Raw genomic sequence first — 15522 nt, forward strand, 5'->3', positions numbered from 1 at the left:
CCTTCCCTTTTGGTTACTACGGGAAAGGCTTATCTGTTGCTCATCACTCATTCATTATCACCTTCTTGCCTTCTCACCAACGCCATTAAAGAAGCTCGTTCATTTCGTTCTTCATCCGTTTCCGTCTGGGCCTTTTTCTCAACCGGCTCAATAGGTTCTAAAGGATCCAAAGGTGGAAACGTCGGATTCTCCCTCTTCTCCTCTTTCTCCTTATCTTCATCATGGCGATTCTTTTGGAACTCCTCAATATCGTACAAAGGAAGTGACCAAATAGAATGGCTCTTTTCCACTTCGTCATTATTCGCTTCTTCCAATTTCTCTTGTAAAGAAGCTTCTTCGTTTTTTTCATCTTCGACAACAACCGAACGCATTAAAGACACGGGTTTCATTTCCTTTTCCGTATCAGTTCGACCATTATCGACATAACTCGACAATTCTAAGTATTCCGTCTTTTTGGGTTGCTCTTGGGCTTTTATAGACTTTTCAGGAGTCAAACGCCCCATCAAGCTGACTACTTTTTCGGATTCAACATCTTCTGTTGGATGCACCGCCCGTTCTTCCACGTTTTGCTGCTTTTCATAAGATTCAAAATCAAATCGAGGATTCATGTATTTCATGATGAGATAATCAACCTCTTTGACGGTTCGACCACTCTTCATACGAAGCTCACGTGCTTTTTCTAACGTCCAAGCATCCGCCACTTCCGTTTCTTTCGTTCCATGCTTAGCAATCGTCAGATCCGGTTTATATTTATCAAGTGGAGCAACTTCAATCAAGCACGAATGCTTTTCCGTTACACCATTTACCGTATCTTTCGCTTTGATAAAAGCAAATCGTGGCGTCAATCCTGTTAAGAAATCCGGCTTGTAAGCATGATCATCTTGATTGATAAATTTCAATGCTAACGGGGCATCTTCAGCCCCTTGCTGAAGGATAAAGAAATTGTCTTGGACATTGACCAGCGCATCACGCAATCCTTCTGATAGCTGCCCTAGTCGTTGTGTCGAAACACCAAGCGTCAAACCGAATTTCCGACTCTCAGCGATGATTTTTTCAAGCTTCGATACATAGCCGACACGAGCTGCTTCGTCAAAACAAAGTAAATGTAGTAACGGATAAGTCGATCGTGTTTCTGCAATGCGATAGTACATGTAGCTGATATATCCTGAAATGATAGACATTTCTAACGCATTTAAGCTGGATACATCAAAAAAGATAATATGTCCTTCTTCCATGTACTTCCGAATGTCTAAATCCATTTCGAATTGGCCAAACACACGCTTTAAAACAGGAGAACTAGAAAACACATCAATTCGGTTTTTAACCGCCATCGCGGACGTCTTCATGTTCCCTGGGCCATCTGTTTCCCAGTAATCGATAATTTCGTAATGGCTAGGATATTGACGCAACTTATCCAGTAGCTGAGAACGGAACTCGTAATCATCCAAGAGCTTTTTCACTTCTAAAATCGTATGTGGTTCATCATCAGCCAACAAAGTACGAATCGAAAAGCGAAGAAGACGCTCAGCAACGGCTGCTTTATCCGGAAAATTTGACTCAATCAGTTCAGTTATTGAATCTGCAATTAACCCTTCATGCTCACCCTCTCGCTTGTACAAAAGATTCAGCGCAACCGGAAATTCAGCATTCGCAAAAGAAATCCAATGAACCTTATCCCAGTTCACTTTCTTCCCTTCCTTCTCGGACTTCAGCAGACGATTCAGCAAAATAATCGCTGTATCTCGCCCAGGATCGATGAATGTAAAGCCTTCCGTCACGTCCTTCTCAACAAAATCCTCGATAAACCCATTTAGAATCGAATTAAGAAGCGATGACTTCCCCGAACCCGTTTTCCCGGTTACCAAGAAATGATCCGAGATCATCTTTTTCAGCAAATACACTTTTCGATCGCGAACAATCGGATGTGTTAGCTTTCCTAACTCAATCCCTTCAGGGTTGGCAAAAACGTTGGAAGGAAGTAACTCTGCGCCTTTTTTATTCATTGGACAATGCTCTTTCAGCGCTTTCACCGATTCTCGATCATCAAAAAGAGGAAGGTGAACCAAGTTGGCTAATTCTGCACCAGTCCACAGCATCCGATATAAAGCATGTTTAGGATAAAAACCAACTGATGTACGATAACGACGATACGTCAGCTCATTTACATCATGTAAATTACTGTTGATGACGTTGGCCATACTCTTTAGATGACGAACACCATCTTTCGATGTCGTCGCCATACTCACCGTACAATCAAAAGCAATTTCATTGCGCGTATACCGGTTTTTTAATCCTGTTAACTCCTCTTTATCGAATGCACTTCGCTCTGAATGTCTTTTATCTTTCTTGATGTCTTTTTCAAGCGAGACGATGTTTTTCCGGATCTTCCGCCCATAGTTGGCACTGAAATTCACCTGGAACCAAGTCGAAGGTGGCATTTGTAGCATCAGCGCTGGCAAATCATCCTTTTGAAATCGAGCTAACGGCAAAGCCTTTTTAATGCTGTTCGACTTAATCTTCATGCGACCACCAACTAACGAACGCCCCTTCTCCGGGAAAACAAGATCCTCAACGTCATAGAACTCACATTGATAATAAATCGTCTTGAGAGCCGCTTCTAAACCAGCAAGTAACTTCTTATCTGCTCCAATGTAAAAGCGATACTCACCATCTGAATTCCGGTAAATCAAGTACGTGAACCACTCTCGCCCTAAAAATAAACGACTGATCCATTTTCTTTTCGTTCCATGAAACCGCTGCAACAACCGGTAGACATCTTCTTTCTTGTACCAATCATCTTCATGAGGTAAAACCCGAACGTACTCGAATCGCTTTCGCTGAAAGTAATGTAGAGCTACAGCTCTTACAAGAAGCGTCCCCCCAATGACAAGCACCATAGTGGCAATCACGGAACTCAATGCAGATGTAAGGACCTCAACACTTGAAACACCCAACCATTCAAGGAGACTTTCACGGAAAAAATACACCGCACCAGCTCCAAGTACCACGAGAACAAATAACCAATGTTCTCTAACAAAATTTTCAATGGCTCGATCTAAATCACTTTGTTTAGCCACTCCACTCCACCTCCTGAAATATCCGTTAAGGATACATGAGCGAGGCGGAAAAAGAGCCAAGATAAAGAGCGAGGAGATAGCAAGCAAGATGCCGAAAAAGGAATCAAATCCAATCTTGATGTGAGAGGTGAGCCGAGCTTGCGACCCCCCGTGTAGTAGTTGGAGTGATTTCCTTTGCGATTGCGATAATATGATTAATGAATAATCATATTACGAATCGAATGGTCTTGCTTATACAAGGTTATTTTTACCATACACTATATTTCCAGTGTTATCAAGAGTCTATGGCATGTTATTTCTGATAAATTACTCGTATTTAATGAGTATTTGGAAAAACCGTTCTTTAGTCATAGTTCTCTAGTTATATACAAGTAATATAGTCTATTTATATCTCTATGATGTACACTATTTCATGCACGGGAAAGGCTGTGCAAATCACTCATTCAAGCCCTGGGATTTGGTCTAATCAATCAAATCCCAGGCACCAAATGAGGTTCAAACACAGAAGATTTATTCATCCTCAAAGTACTTTTGAAGAGAGTCAAACAGCGATGATCTAGATTGCCATTTGACCAAGCGTCTCTTCGCAGCAGATATTTCTGATCCAAGCTCAAAGAGCTTCTCCTCAACCATCTCTCGATCTGCACACTGATCCCCATGTAACTGATCTTCGAGATCAGATCGTATGTCAAGTAAATCAGGCAGACTGCGCCCCTCGATGTCCTCCACAAAACACTGGAGCTCCTCATGACGATAATTAGCCAACAAGCCTTTGACTGTTCCGTATAGATACTTGTAGAAGCCATCTTGATCTTGGAAGTTGCCATGCAAGTTAGACCCTTTTTCTCCAACCGTAATCCCCACAGCATCTACAGCAAGCTGTAAATAGTCAAAAGACGCAGCAATAGCCTTGAAAGGGATTGAGAAAGCCTTGAAAGCCAGCTGTACTTTCCCCCAAGCGCCAAAGATAAAACGGCCATCCCGAAAGCCGCGGTTCCAGAGAGCGCTGGCGAAACGATCCGGAACGTTAGCTGGTATAGGCGCAGGAGAGGAAAACGTAGGCGTGATAGATACAGGTGAAGATTTCGGAACAATAGGAGCAGGAGCAATAGCAGCCCCGCCCACCACCAGATCTATAAGTGTATTTGAATTGGCCCCATTTCTCTTAACCGGTTTCTTGTTCGACTCTTCAGACGCCTCAGATTGCGTTTTGAACGGTTTTACTTGGTCTTGAATAGTAAAGGTCGTAACAGCCCCGCGCCCCTTTCCTATGACCTCTTTAGTAAGTTTTCCGGCCTCTGTCAGATTGGAGATAGCGCGTTTTAACGTAGAGTACGAGATTTTCTGTTTGCGATTGGCTGAAGACCTAATTTCTTCGCATAACTCACGTTGAGAGCACGTCACTTTTCCGCCTTTTCGTTGACGGATATAAGCTAAAATATCCTCTTCCCATTCTGATAAATGGCTGTATTTTCGCTCGTGACGAGGCTTGGCCTCTTCCCATACTTGATAAGTAAATGCCATCCCCGAAAGCGTACGAATCCAATACGAACTAGGCGCAACGGGCGCACCTGGTTTAAACGCACTTCTCACCTTCCGCTTAATGTCAATTTGACGCATCGCTGGCGCATTCTTTGCATTCCATTCCTGTAGCTTGCGTTCAGTGGCCGTCTTATCATATCCAGCAGCTTTAAACGCTAAAGCGAGCGTATAACATGTGTTATCTCGTTGCCCTTCTTCTACACCATTTAGAAGTTTCTGAATAGCTGGATGAGAAAGAACGCTAGACGCATTGACACAAACAGCCTTTCTTTCCTCTTCTCGCTCTTCCATTTGGATAGAATACCAGTCACATAGACTATCAAAAGAAATACGAGTTTCGGATTGAAAAACAATATTTTGTTCAGTTGGCATTCGGAACCAGCGTTCAGCTCCTACTGCTTGGACATCCCCTTGTATGGCTGAAGCGATCAAACGCTGAATACGTTCAAAATGCTTGATAACCGACTCGAAAGCTCGTTTTGGCGATTCAAATAGCCAATGACCATGAAAACCACCTGAGGGAGTTTTGACGATCAAAGAAGGAGTTTCTAAGCCAGCTTCCGTAATCCGATCCAATAATTCTGGTAAAGTTAAGTGGTCATTTTGGCCGTTCTTTACGTCAATATCAACAGACATAGCATTGATCCAACGTAAAGCGCTTGCTTCCCGTCTGTCATTGCGATAAAACGTGTTAGGTGTGAAATATGTTGTATAAGATGCCATGCTATATAAAGAGCGGTATGTACGAATAGCTTTTGGTTTTTCATTAAAACGATCGCAAACAAACACCCACCCTAAATGGCTGTTATAACCGGACTGTTGTTTATCTTTCTGTTTTTTGGGTGCCTCAGTTAATTGATCTTGAAAAATTGCTTTTAATGCGTTCATCGTGGTATCACACCTCCAATTAAGAGAGTTTTTTGAACAAACAAAAAAGACCGTTTGTAAGCTTCTTCAGCTCACCCACGGCCTTACACTCTTAAAATTGGAAGTTCAAGGATTGTTGTCGAATTTTGACAATTCCACCTTCATTTTGAAGGTATTTTGAAGTCAAAATTACTTGCATCACCCTGTAAATATTGATATGATGATTACATATCAATATTTGAACAACCAAGCGGAGTTTCTCAGGCTCGTGGGCTTGGTATCGGAGCTAAAAAAGTTGGCGCTTTTTTAGCTCCTTTTACTTTTAATTCATTAGAATATGTAATTTTCAATCTATTTTTTAAGTTAGTAATCTTTTCTAATTATCTACAACTATACAACAAAATGAAAATGTTTGTCTACTTCACCTTAATTGATTTGAAATCATTATAATTTTTCCTTTATACCGGTATTTTACCGGTATTTTTCATTTTGGTCAACATTTTCACCGGTAAAATACCGGTATTTTTCTATTTTTTTATTGACTTACCGGTATTTTACCGGTTACCATATGGTTAGAACCGGTAAAATACCGGTAAAATACTAAGGTGAAACGGAGGATAAAAAATGATTATTTTTGGATTAGATTTAGGGAATAAACAAACTAAACTTTATTCAGATAAAACGGTTGAAGGGAAAGTTTTACCATCACACTTCCTTTACTACGATGATCTAGGAGATGCACAGACCTCCATTTTTGGTAGCAAACTGAATATCAGCAAATACAAAGTTCCTTTTGATGAAGAAGAATATGCATGGGGAATAGATCTACATAAAGTTCACAACAACGATAAGTTAATAGACACTATTTCTTTTGAAAACAGATACGATACTGATGAATTTAAATTGTTGGCCAATTTTGCTCTAGGAGAGTTGGCTAAGGATTATAAAGACACAGCTACTAAAAGTATACTGGAAGTCTCTGTCGTCACAGGTGTACCTTCGGATGATTTTAATGAAAATTCTGTACGCAGCATTATAAAGGTTTTAAATGGAGATCACACCATTACTATCGACGATACTTCTTACATTGTACGTGTGGCAGAAGTTCAAGTTATCCCTCAAAGTATTGGTACAGTATACAATGAACTACTTGATAAAGACGGATATATCGTTGAAGAAAAGGAATCCTATTTAGAAGAAGAAATTACAGTGGTAGACATTGGAGGAGGAACAATTCTTGTAGACACGTTGAAGAATATGAATTTATCCTCTAAAACCCAGTTTCCAACGGGGATCTACTCTCTTTACGACATGATTGTTGAAAGCGCAAAAGAAAAGGCGCATGGAATAACTTCTTATGATGTTGAGCAAATTTTAAGAGACGGAACAGATGAGGAAGGATATTTCTATAAGCCAAACAAACATGTTTCGCACGATATTACAAACAATGTAAAAAGAGCGCGTTCAAAATATACTAGAGACTTAATTAATAAAATTAGTAAAACGATCAAGAGCACAAACAGCATTGATACAATGCTATTCACTGGTGGCGGAGCAAATCTAATTGATAAAGAAAAAGTACTTCAGCGTTATAATCGTGCGGTATTCGTTGAAAACAGTGAAGTAGCTAATGTAACAGGCTTCTTCAAATATGGAAAAGGTGTCATGCTTGAGGTTGCTGCAAGTTCGGAGGAGTAGATATGCCAAAATACAACAAAAACAAGAAAGAACGAATAGAAATCTTTCTCGACAAAGAAAAAGACGCTGCCGTTATCGATTTTTTGAATAAACACGCGACTACTAGGGCTAGCTTTATCCGACATGTTTTACATGAGTATGTAAAAAACTATGATGCTCCTTCATCCACCAAAAAGGCATCTATAAAAAAAGCGGTGCCGAAAGCTAAGAATTCAGAAGCAAAAAAGAAACAAGAGCCGGATAAACCTAGAAGAAAAAGACTTACTCCACTAGGACAAGCTTTTTCTTCCAAAAATTTCGAGGATGAGAAGAAAAATAACGACACCCTTCTTGACTATAATGATGTTAATTTAGACGATTTATAGACCTGTTAGCGATCAGGTCTTTTTTATTTAGAGTGTGTGAAGGATTGTATCGAAGATATGCCGAAACAATAACCGTAAATAGAAAGGTGGGTGTTAGACATGTCGGAAACAAAAAAAGATGTTACATTCCTTTTAACACCAGCTGAAGTTCAAAAACAACTCGGCATTGCGGAAGCTACACTGAAGAAATACGCCCAGTTGTTAGAAAGGAAAGGTTATATCTTCCATAGAGACAATAAAGGTCACCGAGGATACACAGATACAGATATGACACTTTTAAGAAAGCTTATGAGAAGGAAAAACGAAACCGGTATGACCCTTGAATCCGCAGCTGATGAGCTTATATCAATCGTTTTAAGAGAAAGTGAATCGGATACCGCCACAAAGGATATATCGGAATATCAAAAGCACAACAAAGATATCGAAGCACTAAAACAAATGATTCAGCAACAAAATGAAGTCATTAAGTCACTAGGGGAGGAATTACAGAAACATGCAGAATATATAGATAAGTCATTAAAAGAAAGAGATAAAAAACTATTAGAAGGAATAAGGCTTTTACAGGAGCAAAAAAGGGAAAAAGATGAAGCACAAAAACTTATAGCAGCAGCAAAGGAAGAAATAGAGAACTCACAAAAGAAAAAAGGATTTTTCACTCGTCTATTTGGTGGATAAAGACGAGCGGAAAATCCAATTTACTTCTTGGTTTTGTTACTGTTCTCTTTAGCTTTATTTTTTTTCGTTCTAACGATCTCAATATGGTGTTTAAATATTAGGATTTCTTCACCAGTATCAGGAATTTCCAGCAACAACGTGTACGTATCATAATCTAATAGTTTCCCTGATATTTTATTTCCACTGTTCAGTAAGCAAGATACCAAATGCCCTACATTACGTTGTAAAAGTCCGTTTTGAATACGGTGTGGGGAAGGATTTCTTTTCACTACGTCATCCTTTTTTTTTTCAGCAGTAGAGCTCATACTGTCCACCTCCATGTTATAACTTTCTTCATCAAAAAAAGATAATCCTTTTAATTAGTCTTATTTCTCTCGATTATCCCCTCTATATACCATCGACATTCCGATATGCCTTTTGTATCTTCGTACGCTTTTTATTTATATTACTTATCTTTATTTTTCTTTTTATCCCAACAAATAAACAATGATAATAAAACCAATAGTATTGGCATTAAAATTAACCAATGGTTATAAACTACAGAACTTAATTTGTATGATCCATATAAATAGAATATCATCCAACTAACAGATATAAGAATGATCGTTTCTTCTAAATACTTCATAAGAATTCTCCTTTTTAAATAATGATAGCATTTTTCACCATATTGATGTATAACTATTTAAAGTATTCAGAAAAAAGGTGATCGAGGAGGGTATTATGAATAGAAAAGTCTTTTTAGCGTTTTTTTTAGTCTTCTGCTTTGTTTTTAGCTTTTCTGTAAGTGCTGAAAAGCTCTCCGATGAACCAATTACAAAAGATTTTTTAACAGACAGGGATTTAATCTCAACTGATTTAATATCTGAATATGAACTAGTTGATGAAAATGGAGATATTTTAATATTTAGTAGTAAAGAAGATTACGAACTTCATAAAGAATTTATGAACTTAAAAGATGAAAATACAATTAATTTATCAGTAAAAAATGAATTGATTTCATCTGTTAGAAAAAATCATTTATGGGTGGGATACCATTCCGGAACACCAAACTGGTATAAGGCAAGTAGATATACAATATCAAAAGGGAAAAGTTATTCGACCAAAGGATCCTATAACTATGAAGGTTTTACCATAGACCTTAGTTTTAGCTATAGTACAAATGTATCTGCAACAATACCTGCTGATTCTAATAGATATAGTAGATTAGGTGTTTGGGGAGATTTTACCTTCAAAAAATATAAACATAGTACCTATCGCCAAGGAAAATGGCATTCATATTACTATGTAACAAAGACAAGGCACAATAAATATATAAAACCTAAATATAAGTAAGAGAAAAGTAGTTATCTATGATGAGGGAGAAATTATCACCCTCTTTTTTTATTGTCAAAATCGCCCAAAGTTAACAGTCCAAAATTAACAGTTAGAGTGTTAACCTTGGACTGTTAACAGGAGTTAACAGTTTACATCCACTAAGATCAAGGCTTCGAGGATACTTTAGAACCGTAACTATAATTAATTTTCTAATTCATTTTTCGGCCTCAAATCACCACGTTTTCCACGTGCTTAAGAAATTCGTTTTTTCTATGAAAATGCTATATTTTCTAACACTGACTTAGGTACTTACATATCCCAAAAATCATCAAAACGTACGTCTTTTTTCGTAAGCTCTTTTAAGGCTCTAACAATCTTAGCTGCATTTTTTATTTTTGGTTGGAATCCATCCGATTGACATAAACGGCTAATTGTCCCACGACTCACTCCACTCTTGTCTGCTACCTCTTGTTGAGTTAAATCGTGTTTATCAATAAATTCCCCAAGTTTTGAACGTCTTTTCCCCAACCCAAACCAATCCAACATTTTAAATTCATTCCTTTCCCATCTTTCTTACTCTAATCTTGGTCAAAAATTTAATTTTTAAAACCTCAAGAAAATTTGAATATTGTACAAGCAGTGCCCAATAGCATATATTAAGGCGTCAACAAGGCGTCACAAAACAAGGAGGAATGCACAATGACAAAAGAAATGGCTATCGTATTACTCGGAAGGAAGGACGTCTATCTGACGTCAGAGGGAAAAAAGGTGCTTCAGGATATTTTAAAAAGCAAGGAAGGAACAAAAGTCTATGTACCGGCCAACTGTTAGGTATGCAGACATTTACAAGACATACATTGATTCGCTGTTTCGTGCAACTACTTTAGATCGAAACCAAATCATTAGAGCCGCATTGTTCGCAGCTGCCTTTTCACCATCGTTTGAATCAATCCTGGATCGATATAGAAAGAAAGACGTCCCTCTTCCCCAGCCTTTGTGGGAGGAAGATCAGCACGAATTGTGGATGGAGCAAAATCCAAATACAACAATAGGAGGTAAGGACGTCAATGCAAACGACATCAGTGAAACAAAAGAGGATGGGCGTAAAAAACAAGAGATCAAGGGCCAAGAAAAAATACAGGAAAGAGGAAAGACTCTGCAGCCCGAAGGTGAAAAAATCAGACGTCAAGACGAAGAAAAGCATCACAAAGAAAAAGCGCTCGATACACGAACGCTCCAGAGATCAGTACGGAAGGTTCACAACAATGGAGGAATCACTATCCGTATCGGATAGAAATTTTAAGGTGGTTAAAATGAAAGATAGTTACAATTCATACTTAATTAAAGATCGTTGGCTATCAGAAGAGGATAAACCTATGTTATGGAGTATAGGGTGTATCATCCTCTTAGCATTTATATTCTGATTAGAGAGCTTTTATAGCTCTCTTTTTAATCGTGGTGTATTCCAAGGTAACTCCCGATAATTTCTCAAGACTTCCGGAAAACAATTCGGACAATACTTTCTTCCCAAATGCGGACTATCGTCATTCGGCAATAACTTCAATAATTTCACAGAAAACCTTTTCGCACAATAAGTGCAAGACTCCTTTTCTTCTTTCCACAATTTCAACATCCCCTGTTCTTCATTAGTGAATTTTTTTCAAATTTAATAGCGTAAAATGCAAACACTCATTTAACGGAATTAGTTTCATTCGAAGTCGATATGTCAAACAAAAAGAGCTCGAAGAAAGCTTTAAAAAAATGTATTAGAACCAGCAAGAAAAGTCCTGGATTAAAACAGGCATGATAATTGCCTGTTTTTTGTCGCACATCTTGAATCTACTGTTTTCTCGTACTGTGCAATTATTTTAGGATCAAATTTTTTCTATCTTGTTCTATTTTTTGGTAGCGCTTATTGGCTTTTAGCAATTTACTTACACTTTGTGTATTTAGTTCCTTATCTTCCCACCATACATATTTCGGATAGAAAGTATAGTCGCAGTGATCACAAGCAATGTTCTCGTTAGCAGTTATCGTTGCATAACCCATTACGCAATTTGGACATTTAATTTTTTCTTCATCGTTTTTCATGAGAAAAGCGATTGTTGAATAATACTTACCAATCAGACCTTCTAACGCTTGATATTGAAGGATTATCTCTTTATTTATGTTGTCATTACCATCATACATTTTTGGTAAGTATTTTTTATTTACCATTTCCTTACAATCTAATAAGTCATTTAGAAAACGATTAATCATTTTACTTTTAGTCCAATCAGTCATATTCTTCCCCCCATTAAGCTCTCTCAATATCCTTACTCGGATCACCCGTACAGGTAATTAGCGACTACATCTTGACCAAGATAGATGACAATTAGAGTTAGACCTGTCAGCACAATGTATTCCACGACTCCACCCGTTTTGGTTGTAAACGGAAACCGAACCGTCATCTTAGAAGGGTATAGCAATTTGATCCCGTTTTTTGTTGCAACGTCCAGAATCAAATGACTAATCATCCCAATCAAAACGCCAACTTGAACAGCCCGAATCGGAACAAACAGCGACAGCAGCACCCCCACAATCACTAAAAATAGCAAGCTATGCGTAAACGTTCGATGGCCAAAAAGAATATTAATCATTTTTGAAAGAATCGGAAACTTCCGACCGATCTTGCTTCCTCCGTGACAAATATCTGGGAGCAAGCTCCCTGCTGCTCCAGCTGCTGTTAAAATGGCCGGGTCATAGCTTGTAACATTGGCCAGGGCCACGCATGCAGCAACACCACCCATAAGATGAGTTTTCCCTGTCACTCCTTGTTCCCTTCTTTCTCTGATAGTTCAATAAATAGATCAACAAAAACGCCAATCGTTTCATATTCGCAATCAGCAAACCATTGAATTTTCCTATCTTCTAATTCCGTCAATTCCCGACCTAACCTTTGTTCCAATAACTCTTTCATTTCCCTATATGCCTTTTCTTTACTAACAAATCTTGAATAATCCTTATTCATGCTATCCCCTCCATGCAATCGTAACGTTTGAACAAGCCTACCATCCCAATACATTTCTAAAACAATAGATCCATCATGATCTAAAAAGAATTCATGAGTCATTTCTCGATCCTTTCTTTGATCAGAATGGAAAACAGCTTCTAATTCTTGATCCATTACCTTAAAAGCAATATCGTTCATACGTTGATAAGCGTCTGTTCGAGAGATCTTTTTCACGTTCCATTCACTCCTTCGTCGTAGCTTTAAACAAGCCCATCTTAACTAAATACATCAAAAGGTCTTCCATTCTTCTTTTGCCTTGTTTCAATCGTCCAGATCCAATCGTATAAATCCGCCAGGACAAAACCTTTTTCCTTCAATTCTTCCGGAAACTCTTCAGGATGTTCCCTTAACCAGTACAGCTTTTCTAATGCACCCGGCATAGGGCCAAAGCTATACAACGACTGGCTACTTACTTTTTCACCTTGACGAAACGTTTTCTTTAGCATTAAATACACTTTCCCTTTCACTTTTTGCTTTGCTAAATAACCGGGTGTCGTTTTCTTTTTCGTACTCAAAAAACCATCCCCTTTGAGTTTTACTACACGTTTGCCGAAAGACGTGTGTAGTAAAACTTTTTTAAAGCGTAAAGTTTTCCATGGTCTTTCGAATCTCATCGGACTCAACCCCGATATACCGTAGTGTTTGCGATTGCGTGGTATGGCCAAACAACCGCATCAAATAGTAAACATCTTTTGTCCGTTGGTAATAGTGGTACCCGAACGTTTTCCGCATACTATGCGTTCCCCATTGATCCCGATCAATCCCACAAGCAACAGCAACATCCCTCAAGACTTTATCGGCCATCTGCCTGGTGATCGGCTTATTCCCTTCCCGACTCGGAAATAGCCAATCAGAATCGGCCATGCGACTGGTGTATTTTTCAATTTCTTGCTGCAGCACTGGGTTAAAATAGACCTCAACTGTATTCCCGGTTTTCTCCATCTTCACTTTGGCTAAATCTTTTCCTCTGACATCTTTGACACGAAGACGTAAGATGTCACTGATCCGCAAGCCAGTATTAATCCCAAAATAGAACAGAAAATAATTACGGTAAGACGAATGACGCAATAACCATTCTTTCATTTCATCGATTTTTTCCAATGAACGAATCGGCTCTTTTGCTCCAGGTTTACGTCCTCCTTTCGACATGTTCATACCTCCTAACTCTCTCGATGTAGATTATTATATGTAAAACTTAATTTTATTATACTTTTAATTTGTAAAATTAACAACCCTTTCCCATAGGTTTTTACAGAATAAAAAAACCGTTCCATTAACCAAATAGCAGGTTATGAAACGGATTGATATGAATTTGCTAAAATAATACTTTTGTAAAATTGACTTCAAACAGAAACAACTATCATTTCACTAAAAAAGATTCTTCTAGTTCCTGAATCAGCTTTTTGGCCCCTTCTCGACTAAGGACAATCTTTCCGTTAGCAAGAGAAAGATTATCGCCCGAAACCTCCCCGGTAATTTGACATACCTTTGCCGATTCATATTTACGAAGAATAATTTTATCTTCTTCTACAAAAATCTCTAATGGATCTTTTTCATGAATGCTAAGTGTACGACGAAGCTCTATTGGAATCACAATACGCCCTAGCTCATCAACCTTACGGACAACACCTGTACTTTTCATTTTATTCCCTCCACTTTAATTAAAATCTTAAAATTTTTTTAATTCTTCTTATAAAGTCCGTCAACAAATTGCTCTTTCTACTCTCCGTTTCTTGCTGTATCTCAATTACCCTTTTTTCTTCAGATATTGTTGGCTCTATTTTGATATTACTTTTTGACTTTACCAATTCACTACTAACAGCAACTTCTTTCATCACAGTTTCGGCCTCATCTTTCACTGGTAAAGGAATTACTGGAGGTTTAGGCTTAGTAGGCTTTTTAAGTCGATCCAACACTGATTCAATGGTCATCTTCTCTTTTGTTATAAGTAACCCATCAGTCTTTATTGAACTGCTTTCAGAATTCATAAATAACTGAAATTCAATACAGGATTTATGATATTTGACATTTTCAACCTTAAAGAAAACATTGGAGGGGAGAATGTTTTTTAACTTAAAAATAATATTTTTTCTTTCCGTTTTACCTTTTAAAAGCCAATAGCCATAATATAAGTTCTTTTCACTATATATCGAATCTCCCCCAAGTTGACATAAGAATAATGATTCGTCATTATTCTTTTGAAAAACCTTATTAAATCTGAATTCCATCTTTACAGGAAAAAACTTATTTTTATGGACTGATTTTGTATTCTTCTTCCTTTTTCCAAGAGAACATCTTCTTATAAATCCCTTATCGTCCATCGCAAAAAGGGAGTCCATCTCACCCATTTTAATTAATTCGTATGGCATGGATTTCTCTTTTTCTTCACTAGGAAAATATTTATATCCAAACCTACCGATATGAAAAATCCATAAAACTGGATAACCTAGCTTGTTATAATCTTTAGTTCGTTCCTTTATCTCATCAAAATCAATTGATGAAGCTTGAAACTCTACAACAAGTGTCTGGCTCTCACCATAAATAACTAGATCTGCCCTTCTGTTTGGTACTAGACATTTTTCTAATTCAATCTTTAGATTAGGATACTTCTTTTTTAAAAAATTAAATAAGTTTTTCTTCATCCTGATATGCTCTTCACTTTCATGATGACCTGAATATGGGCAATTACGTAAAGACTTATGAGCAAAGTGAGCACAATTAATATTACCATTTCTGTATATCAATTCACTTTTGCAATGCGGACAAAAAAACTTCCCTTCATACTGAGATAAATCTTCCCACGCATAGACAATTTTTTCAAATTTATTAACGGCACTTTGCAGAATTTTCCCCCTCTTTCCTTAAGTTGTTTTTTCGATTCCCATAAGTCATTAATTCTAGACACACCACTTAATTCATATTTTTCAACAAG

General features: G+C 37.8%; 18 protein-coding genes. 6 read left to right on the top strand and 12 right to left on the bottom strand.

Annotated elements, in window-relative coordinates; all coding sequences use genetic code 11:
• Nucleotides 1–47 precede the first annotated feature (47 nt).
• Together MLD65_RS18315 and MLD65_RS15905 are read right to left on the bottom strand one after the other, a co-directional pair.
• Entirely contained in the window at nucleotides 48–3077 is a 3030-nt protein-coding gene (locus MLD65_RS18315; protein ID WP_243292839.1) for an ATP-binding protein, read from the bottom strand.
• Nucleotides 3078–3587: 510 nt separating this feature from the next.
• A complete protein-coding gene (locus MLD65_RS15905) occupies nucleotides 3588–5507 on the bottom strand; it encodes a primase C-terminal domain-containing protein (protein ID WP_243292840.1) in 1920 nt (639 codons plus the stop codon).
• Nucleotides 5508–6110: 603 nt separating this feature from the next.
• On the opposite strand from MLD65_RS15905, the gene MLD65_RS15910 reads away from it, so the two are divergent.
• The 3 genes from MLD65_RS15910 to MLD65_RS15920 all read left to right on the top strand — a co-directional run bounded on the left by MLD65_RS15910 (nucleotide 6111) and on the right by MLD65_RS15920 (nucleotide 8224).
• A complete protein-coding gene (locus tag MLD65_RS15910; RefSeq protein WP_243292841.1) occupies nucleotides 6111–7184 on the top strand; it encodes a ParM/StbA family protein in 1074 nt (357 codons plus the stop codon).
• Nucleotides 7185–7186: 2 nt separating this feature from the next.
• On the top strand, nucleotides 7187–7549 hold the full coding sequence (locus MLD65_RS15915) for a hypothetical protein (protein WP_243292842.1): 363 nt from the start codon (nucleotides 7187–7189) through the stop codon (nucleotides 7547–7549).
• Between the two features lie 99 nt (nucleotides 7550–7648).
• Nucleotides 7649–8224, top strand: a complete 576-nt coding sequence (locus tag MLD65_RS15920; RefSeq protein WP_243292843.1) for a MerR family transcriptional regulator — start codon at nucleotides 7649–7651, stop codon at nucleotides 8222–8224.
• A 20-nt stretch (nucleotides 8225–8244) separates the two neighbouring features.
• On the opposite strand, the gene MLD65_RS15925 is transcribed toward MLD65_RS15920, so the two are convergent.
• Entirely contained in the window at nucleotides 8245–8529 is a 285-nt protein-coding gene (locus MLD65_RS15925) for an RNA chaperone Hfq (protein ID WP_243292844.1), read from the bottom strand.
• A 415-nt stretch (nucleotides 8530–8944) separates the two neighbouring features.
• Here MLD65_RS15925 and MLD65_RS15930 point away from each other — a divergent pair, with 415 nt between their 5' ends.
• Nucleotides 8945–9556 carry a hypothetical protein gene (locus MLD65_RS15930; RefSeq protein ID WP_243292845.1) on the top strand — a complete coding sequence of 204 codons (612 nt, stop codon included), beginning with the start codon at nucleotides 8945–8947 and terminating at the stop codon, nucleotides 9554–9556.
• 291 nt (nucleotides 9557–9847) lie between these two features.
• Here the strand turns inward: MLD65_RS15930 and MLD65_RS15935 are convergent, their stop codons facing one another.
• Entirely contained in the window at nucleotides 9848–10084 is a 237-nt protein-coding gene (locus MLD65_RS15935) for a helix-turn-helix transcriptional regulator (RefSeq protein ID WP_481748543.1), read from the bottom strand.
• A 153-nt stretch (nucleotides 10085–10237) separates the two neighbouring features.
• On the opposite strand from MLD65_RS15935, the gene MLD65_RS18190 reads away from it, so the two are divergent.
• Nucleotides 10238–10369, top strand: coding sequence for a hypothetical protein (locus MLD65_RS18190; RefSeq protein WP_279326110.1), 132 nt, complete (start codon nucleotides 10238–10240; stop codon nucleotides 10367–10369).
• Between the two features lie 193 nt (nucleotides 10370–10562).
• Nucleotides 10563–10832 carry a hypothetical protein gene (locus MLD65_RS15940; protein ID WP_243292846.1) on the top strand — a complete coding sequence of 90 codons (270 nt, stop codon included), beginning with the start codon at nucleotides 10563–10565 and terminating at the stop codon, nucleotides 10830–10832.
• A 569-nt stretch (nucleotides 10833–11401) separates the two neighbouring features.
• Here MLD65_RS15940 and MLD65_RS15945 read toward each other — a convergent pair.
• The 8 genes from MLD65_RS15945 to MLD65_RS15980 all read right to left on the bottom strand — a co-directional run.
• The gene (locus MLD65_RS15945; RefSeq protein WP_243292847.1) at nucleotides 11402–11821 is read right to left on the bottom strand and encodes a hypothetical protein; all 420 of its coding nucleotides are present in this window, start codon (nucleotides 11819–11821) and stop codon (nucleotides 11402–11404) included.
• A gap of 41 nt (nucleotides 11822–11862) precedes the next feature.
• Nucleotides 11863–12348: a metal-dependent hydrolase gene (locus MLD65_RS15950; RefSeq protein ID WP_243292848.1), complete on the bottom strand. Its 486-nt coding sequence runs from the start codon at nucleotides 12346–12348 to the stop codon at nucleotides 11863–11865.
• Nucleotides 12345–12764, bottom strand: coding sequence for a hypothetical protein (locus MLD65_RS15955; protein WP_243292849.1), 420 nt, complete (start codon nucleotides 12762–12764; stop codon nucleotides 12345–12347). Before MLD65_RS15955 ends, MLD65_RS15950 begins: the two co-directional genes overlap by 4 nt.
• Nucleotides 12765–12805: 41 nt before the next feature.
• Entirely contained in the window at nucleotides 12806–13105 is a 300-nt protein-coding gene (locus tag MLD65_RS15960; protein WP_243292850.1) for a hypothetical protein, read from the bottom strand.
• Nucleotides 13106–13166: 61 nt separating this feature from the next.
• Nucleotides 13167–13739 carry a site-specific integrase gene (locus MLD65_RS15965; RefSeq protein WP_243292851.1) on the bottom strand — a complete coding sequence of 191 codons (573 nt, stop codon included), beginning with the start codon at nucleotides 13737–13739 and terminating at the stop codon, nucleotides 13167–13169.
• A gap of 211 nt (nucleotides 13740–13950) precedes the next feature.
• The gene (locus tag MLD65_RS15970; RefSeq protein WP_243292824.1) at nucleotides 13951–14232 is read right to left on the bottom strand and encodes an AbrB/MazE/SpoVT family DNA-binding domain-containing protein; all 282 of its coding nucleotides are present in this window, start codon (nucleotides 14230–14232) and stop codon (nucleotides 13951–13953) included.
• A gap of 19 nt (nucleotides 14233–14251) precedes the next feature.
• Nucleotides 14252–15334 (bottom strand): competence protein CoiA, encoded by a 1083-nt coding sequence (locus tag MLD65_RS15975; RefSeq protein ID WP_243292825.1) that lies wholly within the window; start codon nucleotides 15332–15334, stop codon nucleotides 14252–14254.
• A partial coding sequence (locus tag MLD65_RS15980) for a hypothetical protein (RefSeq protein ID WP_243292852.1) occupies nucleotides 15331–15522 on the bottom strand: 192 nt, incomplete at its 5' end. The genes MLD65_RS15980 and MLD65_RS15975, both read right to left, overlap by 4 nt.

This window comes from Bacillus sp. FJAT-47783 (genome assembly GCF_022808615.1).
Taxonomy (GTDB): domain Bacteria; phylum Bacillota; class Bacilli; order Bacillales; family Aeribacillaceae; genus Bacillus_BZ.

What these genes read in the sequence shown, in the direction of transcription:
- MLD65_RS15940 (WP_243292846.1), top strand. Translation starts at nt 10,563, where the DNA reads ATGGAGCAAAATCCAAATACAACAATAGGAGGTAAGGACGTCAATGCA.
- MLD65_RS15935 (WP_481748543.1), bottom strand. Translation starts at nt 10,084, where the DNA reads ATGTTGGATTGGTTTGGGTTGGGGAAAAGACGTTCAAAACTTGGGGAA.
- MLD65_RS15945 (WP_243292847.1), bottom strand. Translation starts at nt 11,821, where the DNA reads ATGACTGATTGGACTAAAAGTAAAATGATTAATCGTTTTCTAAATGAC.
- MLD65_RS15910 (WP_243292841.1), top strand. Translation starts at nt 6,111, where the DNA reads ATGATTATTTTTGGATTAGATTTAGGGAATAAACAAACTAAACTTTAT.
- MLD65_RS15965 (WP_243292851.1), bottom strand. Translation starts at nt 13,739, where the DNA reads ATGTCGAAAGGAGGACGTAAACCTGGAGCAAAAGAGCCGATTCGTTCA.
- MLD65_RS15915 (WP_243292842.1), top strand. Translation starts at nt 7,187, where the DNA reads ATGCCAAAATACAACAAAAACAAGAAAGAACGAATAGAAATCTTTCTC.
- MLD65_RS15925 (WP_243292844.1), bottom strand. Translation starts at nt 8,529, where the DNA reads ATGAGCTCTACTGCTGAAAAAAAAAAGGATGACGTAGTGAAAAGAAAT.
- MLD65_RS15920 (WP_243292843.1), top strand. Translation starts at nt 7,649, where the DNA reads ATGTCGGAAACAAAAAAAGATGTTACATTCCTTTTAACACCAGCTGAA.
- MLD65_RS18190 (WP_279326110.1), top strand. Translation starts at nt 10,238, where the DNA reads ATGACAAAAGAAATGGCTATCGTATTACTCGGAAGGAAGGACGTCTAT.
- MLD65_RS15970 (WP_243292824.1), bottom strand. Translation starts at nt 14,232, where the DNA reads ATGAAAAGTACAGGTGTTGTCCGTAAGGTTGATGAGCTAGGGCGTATT.
- MLD65_RS15930 (WP_243292845.1), top strand. Translation starts at nt 8,945, where the DNA reads ATGAATAGAAAAGTCTTTTTAGCGTTTTTTTTAGTCTTCTGCTTTGTT.
- MLD65_RS15905 (WP_243292840.1), bottom strand. Translation starts at nt 5,507, where the DNA reads ATGAACGCATTAAAAGCAATTTTTCAAGATCAATTAACTGAGGCACCC.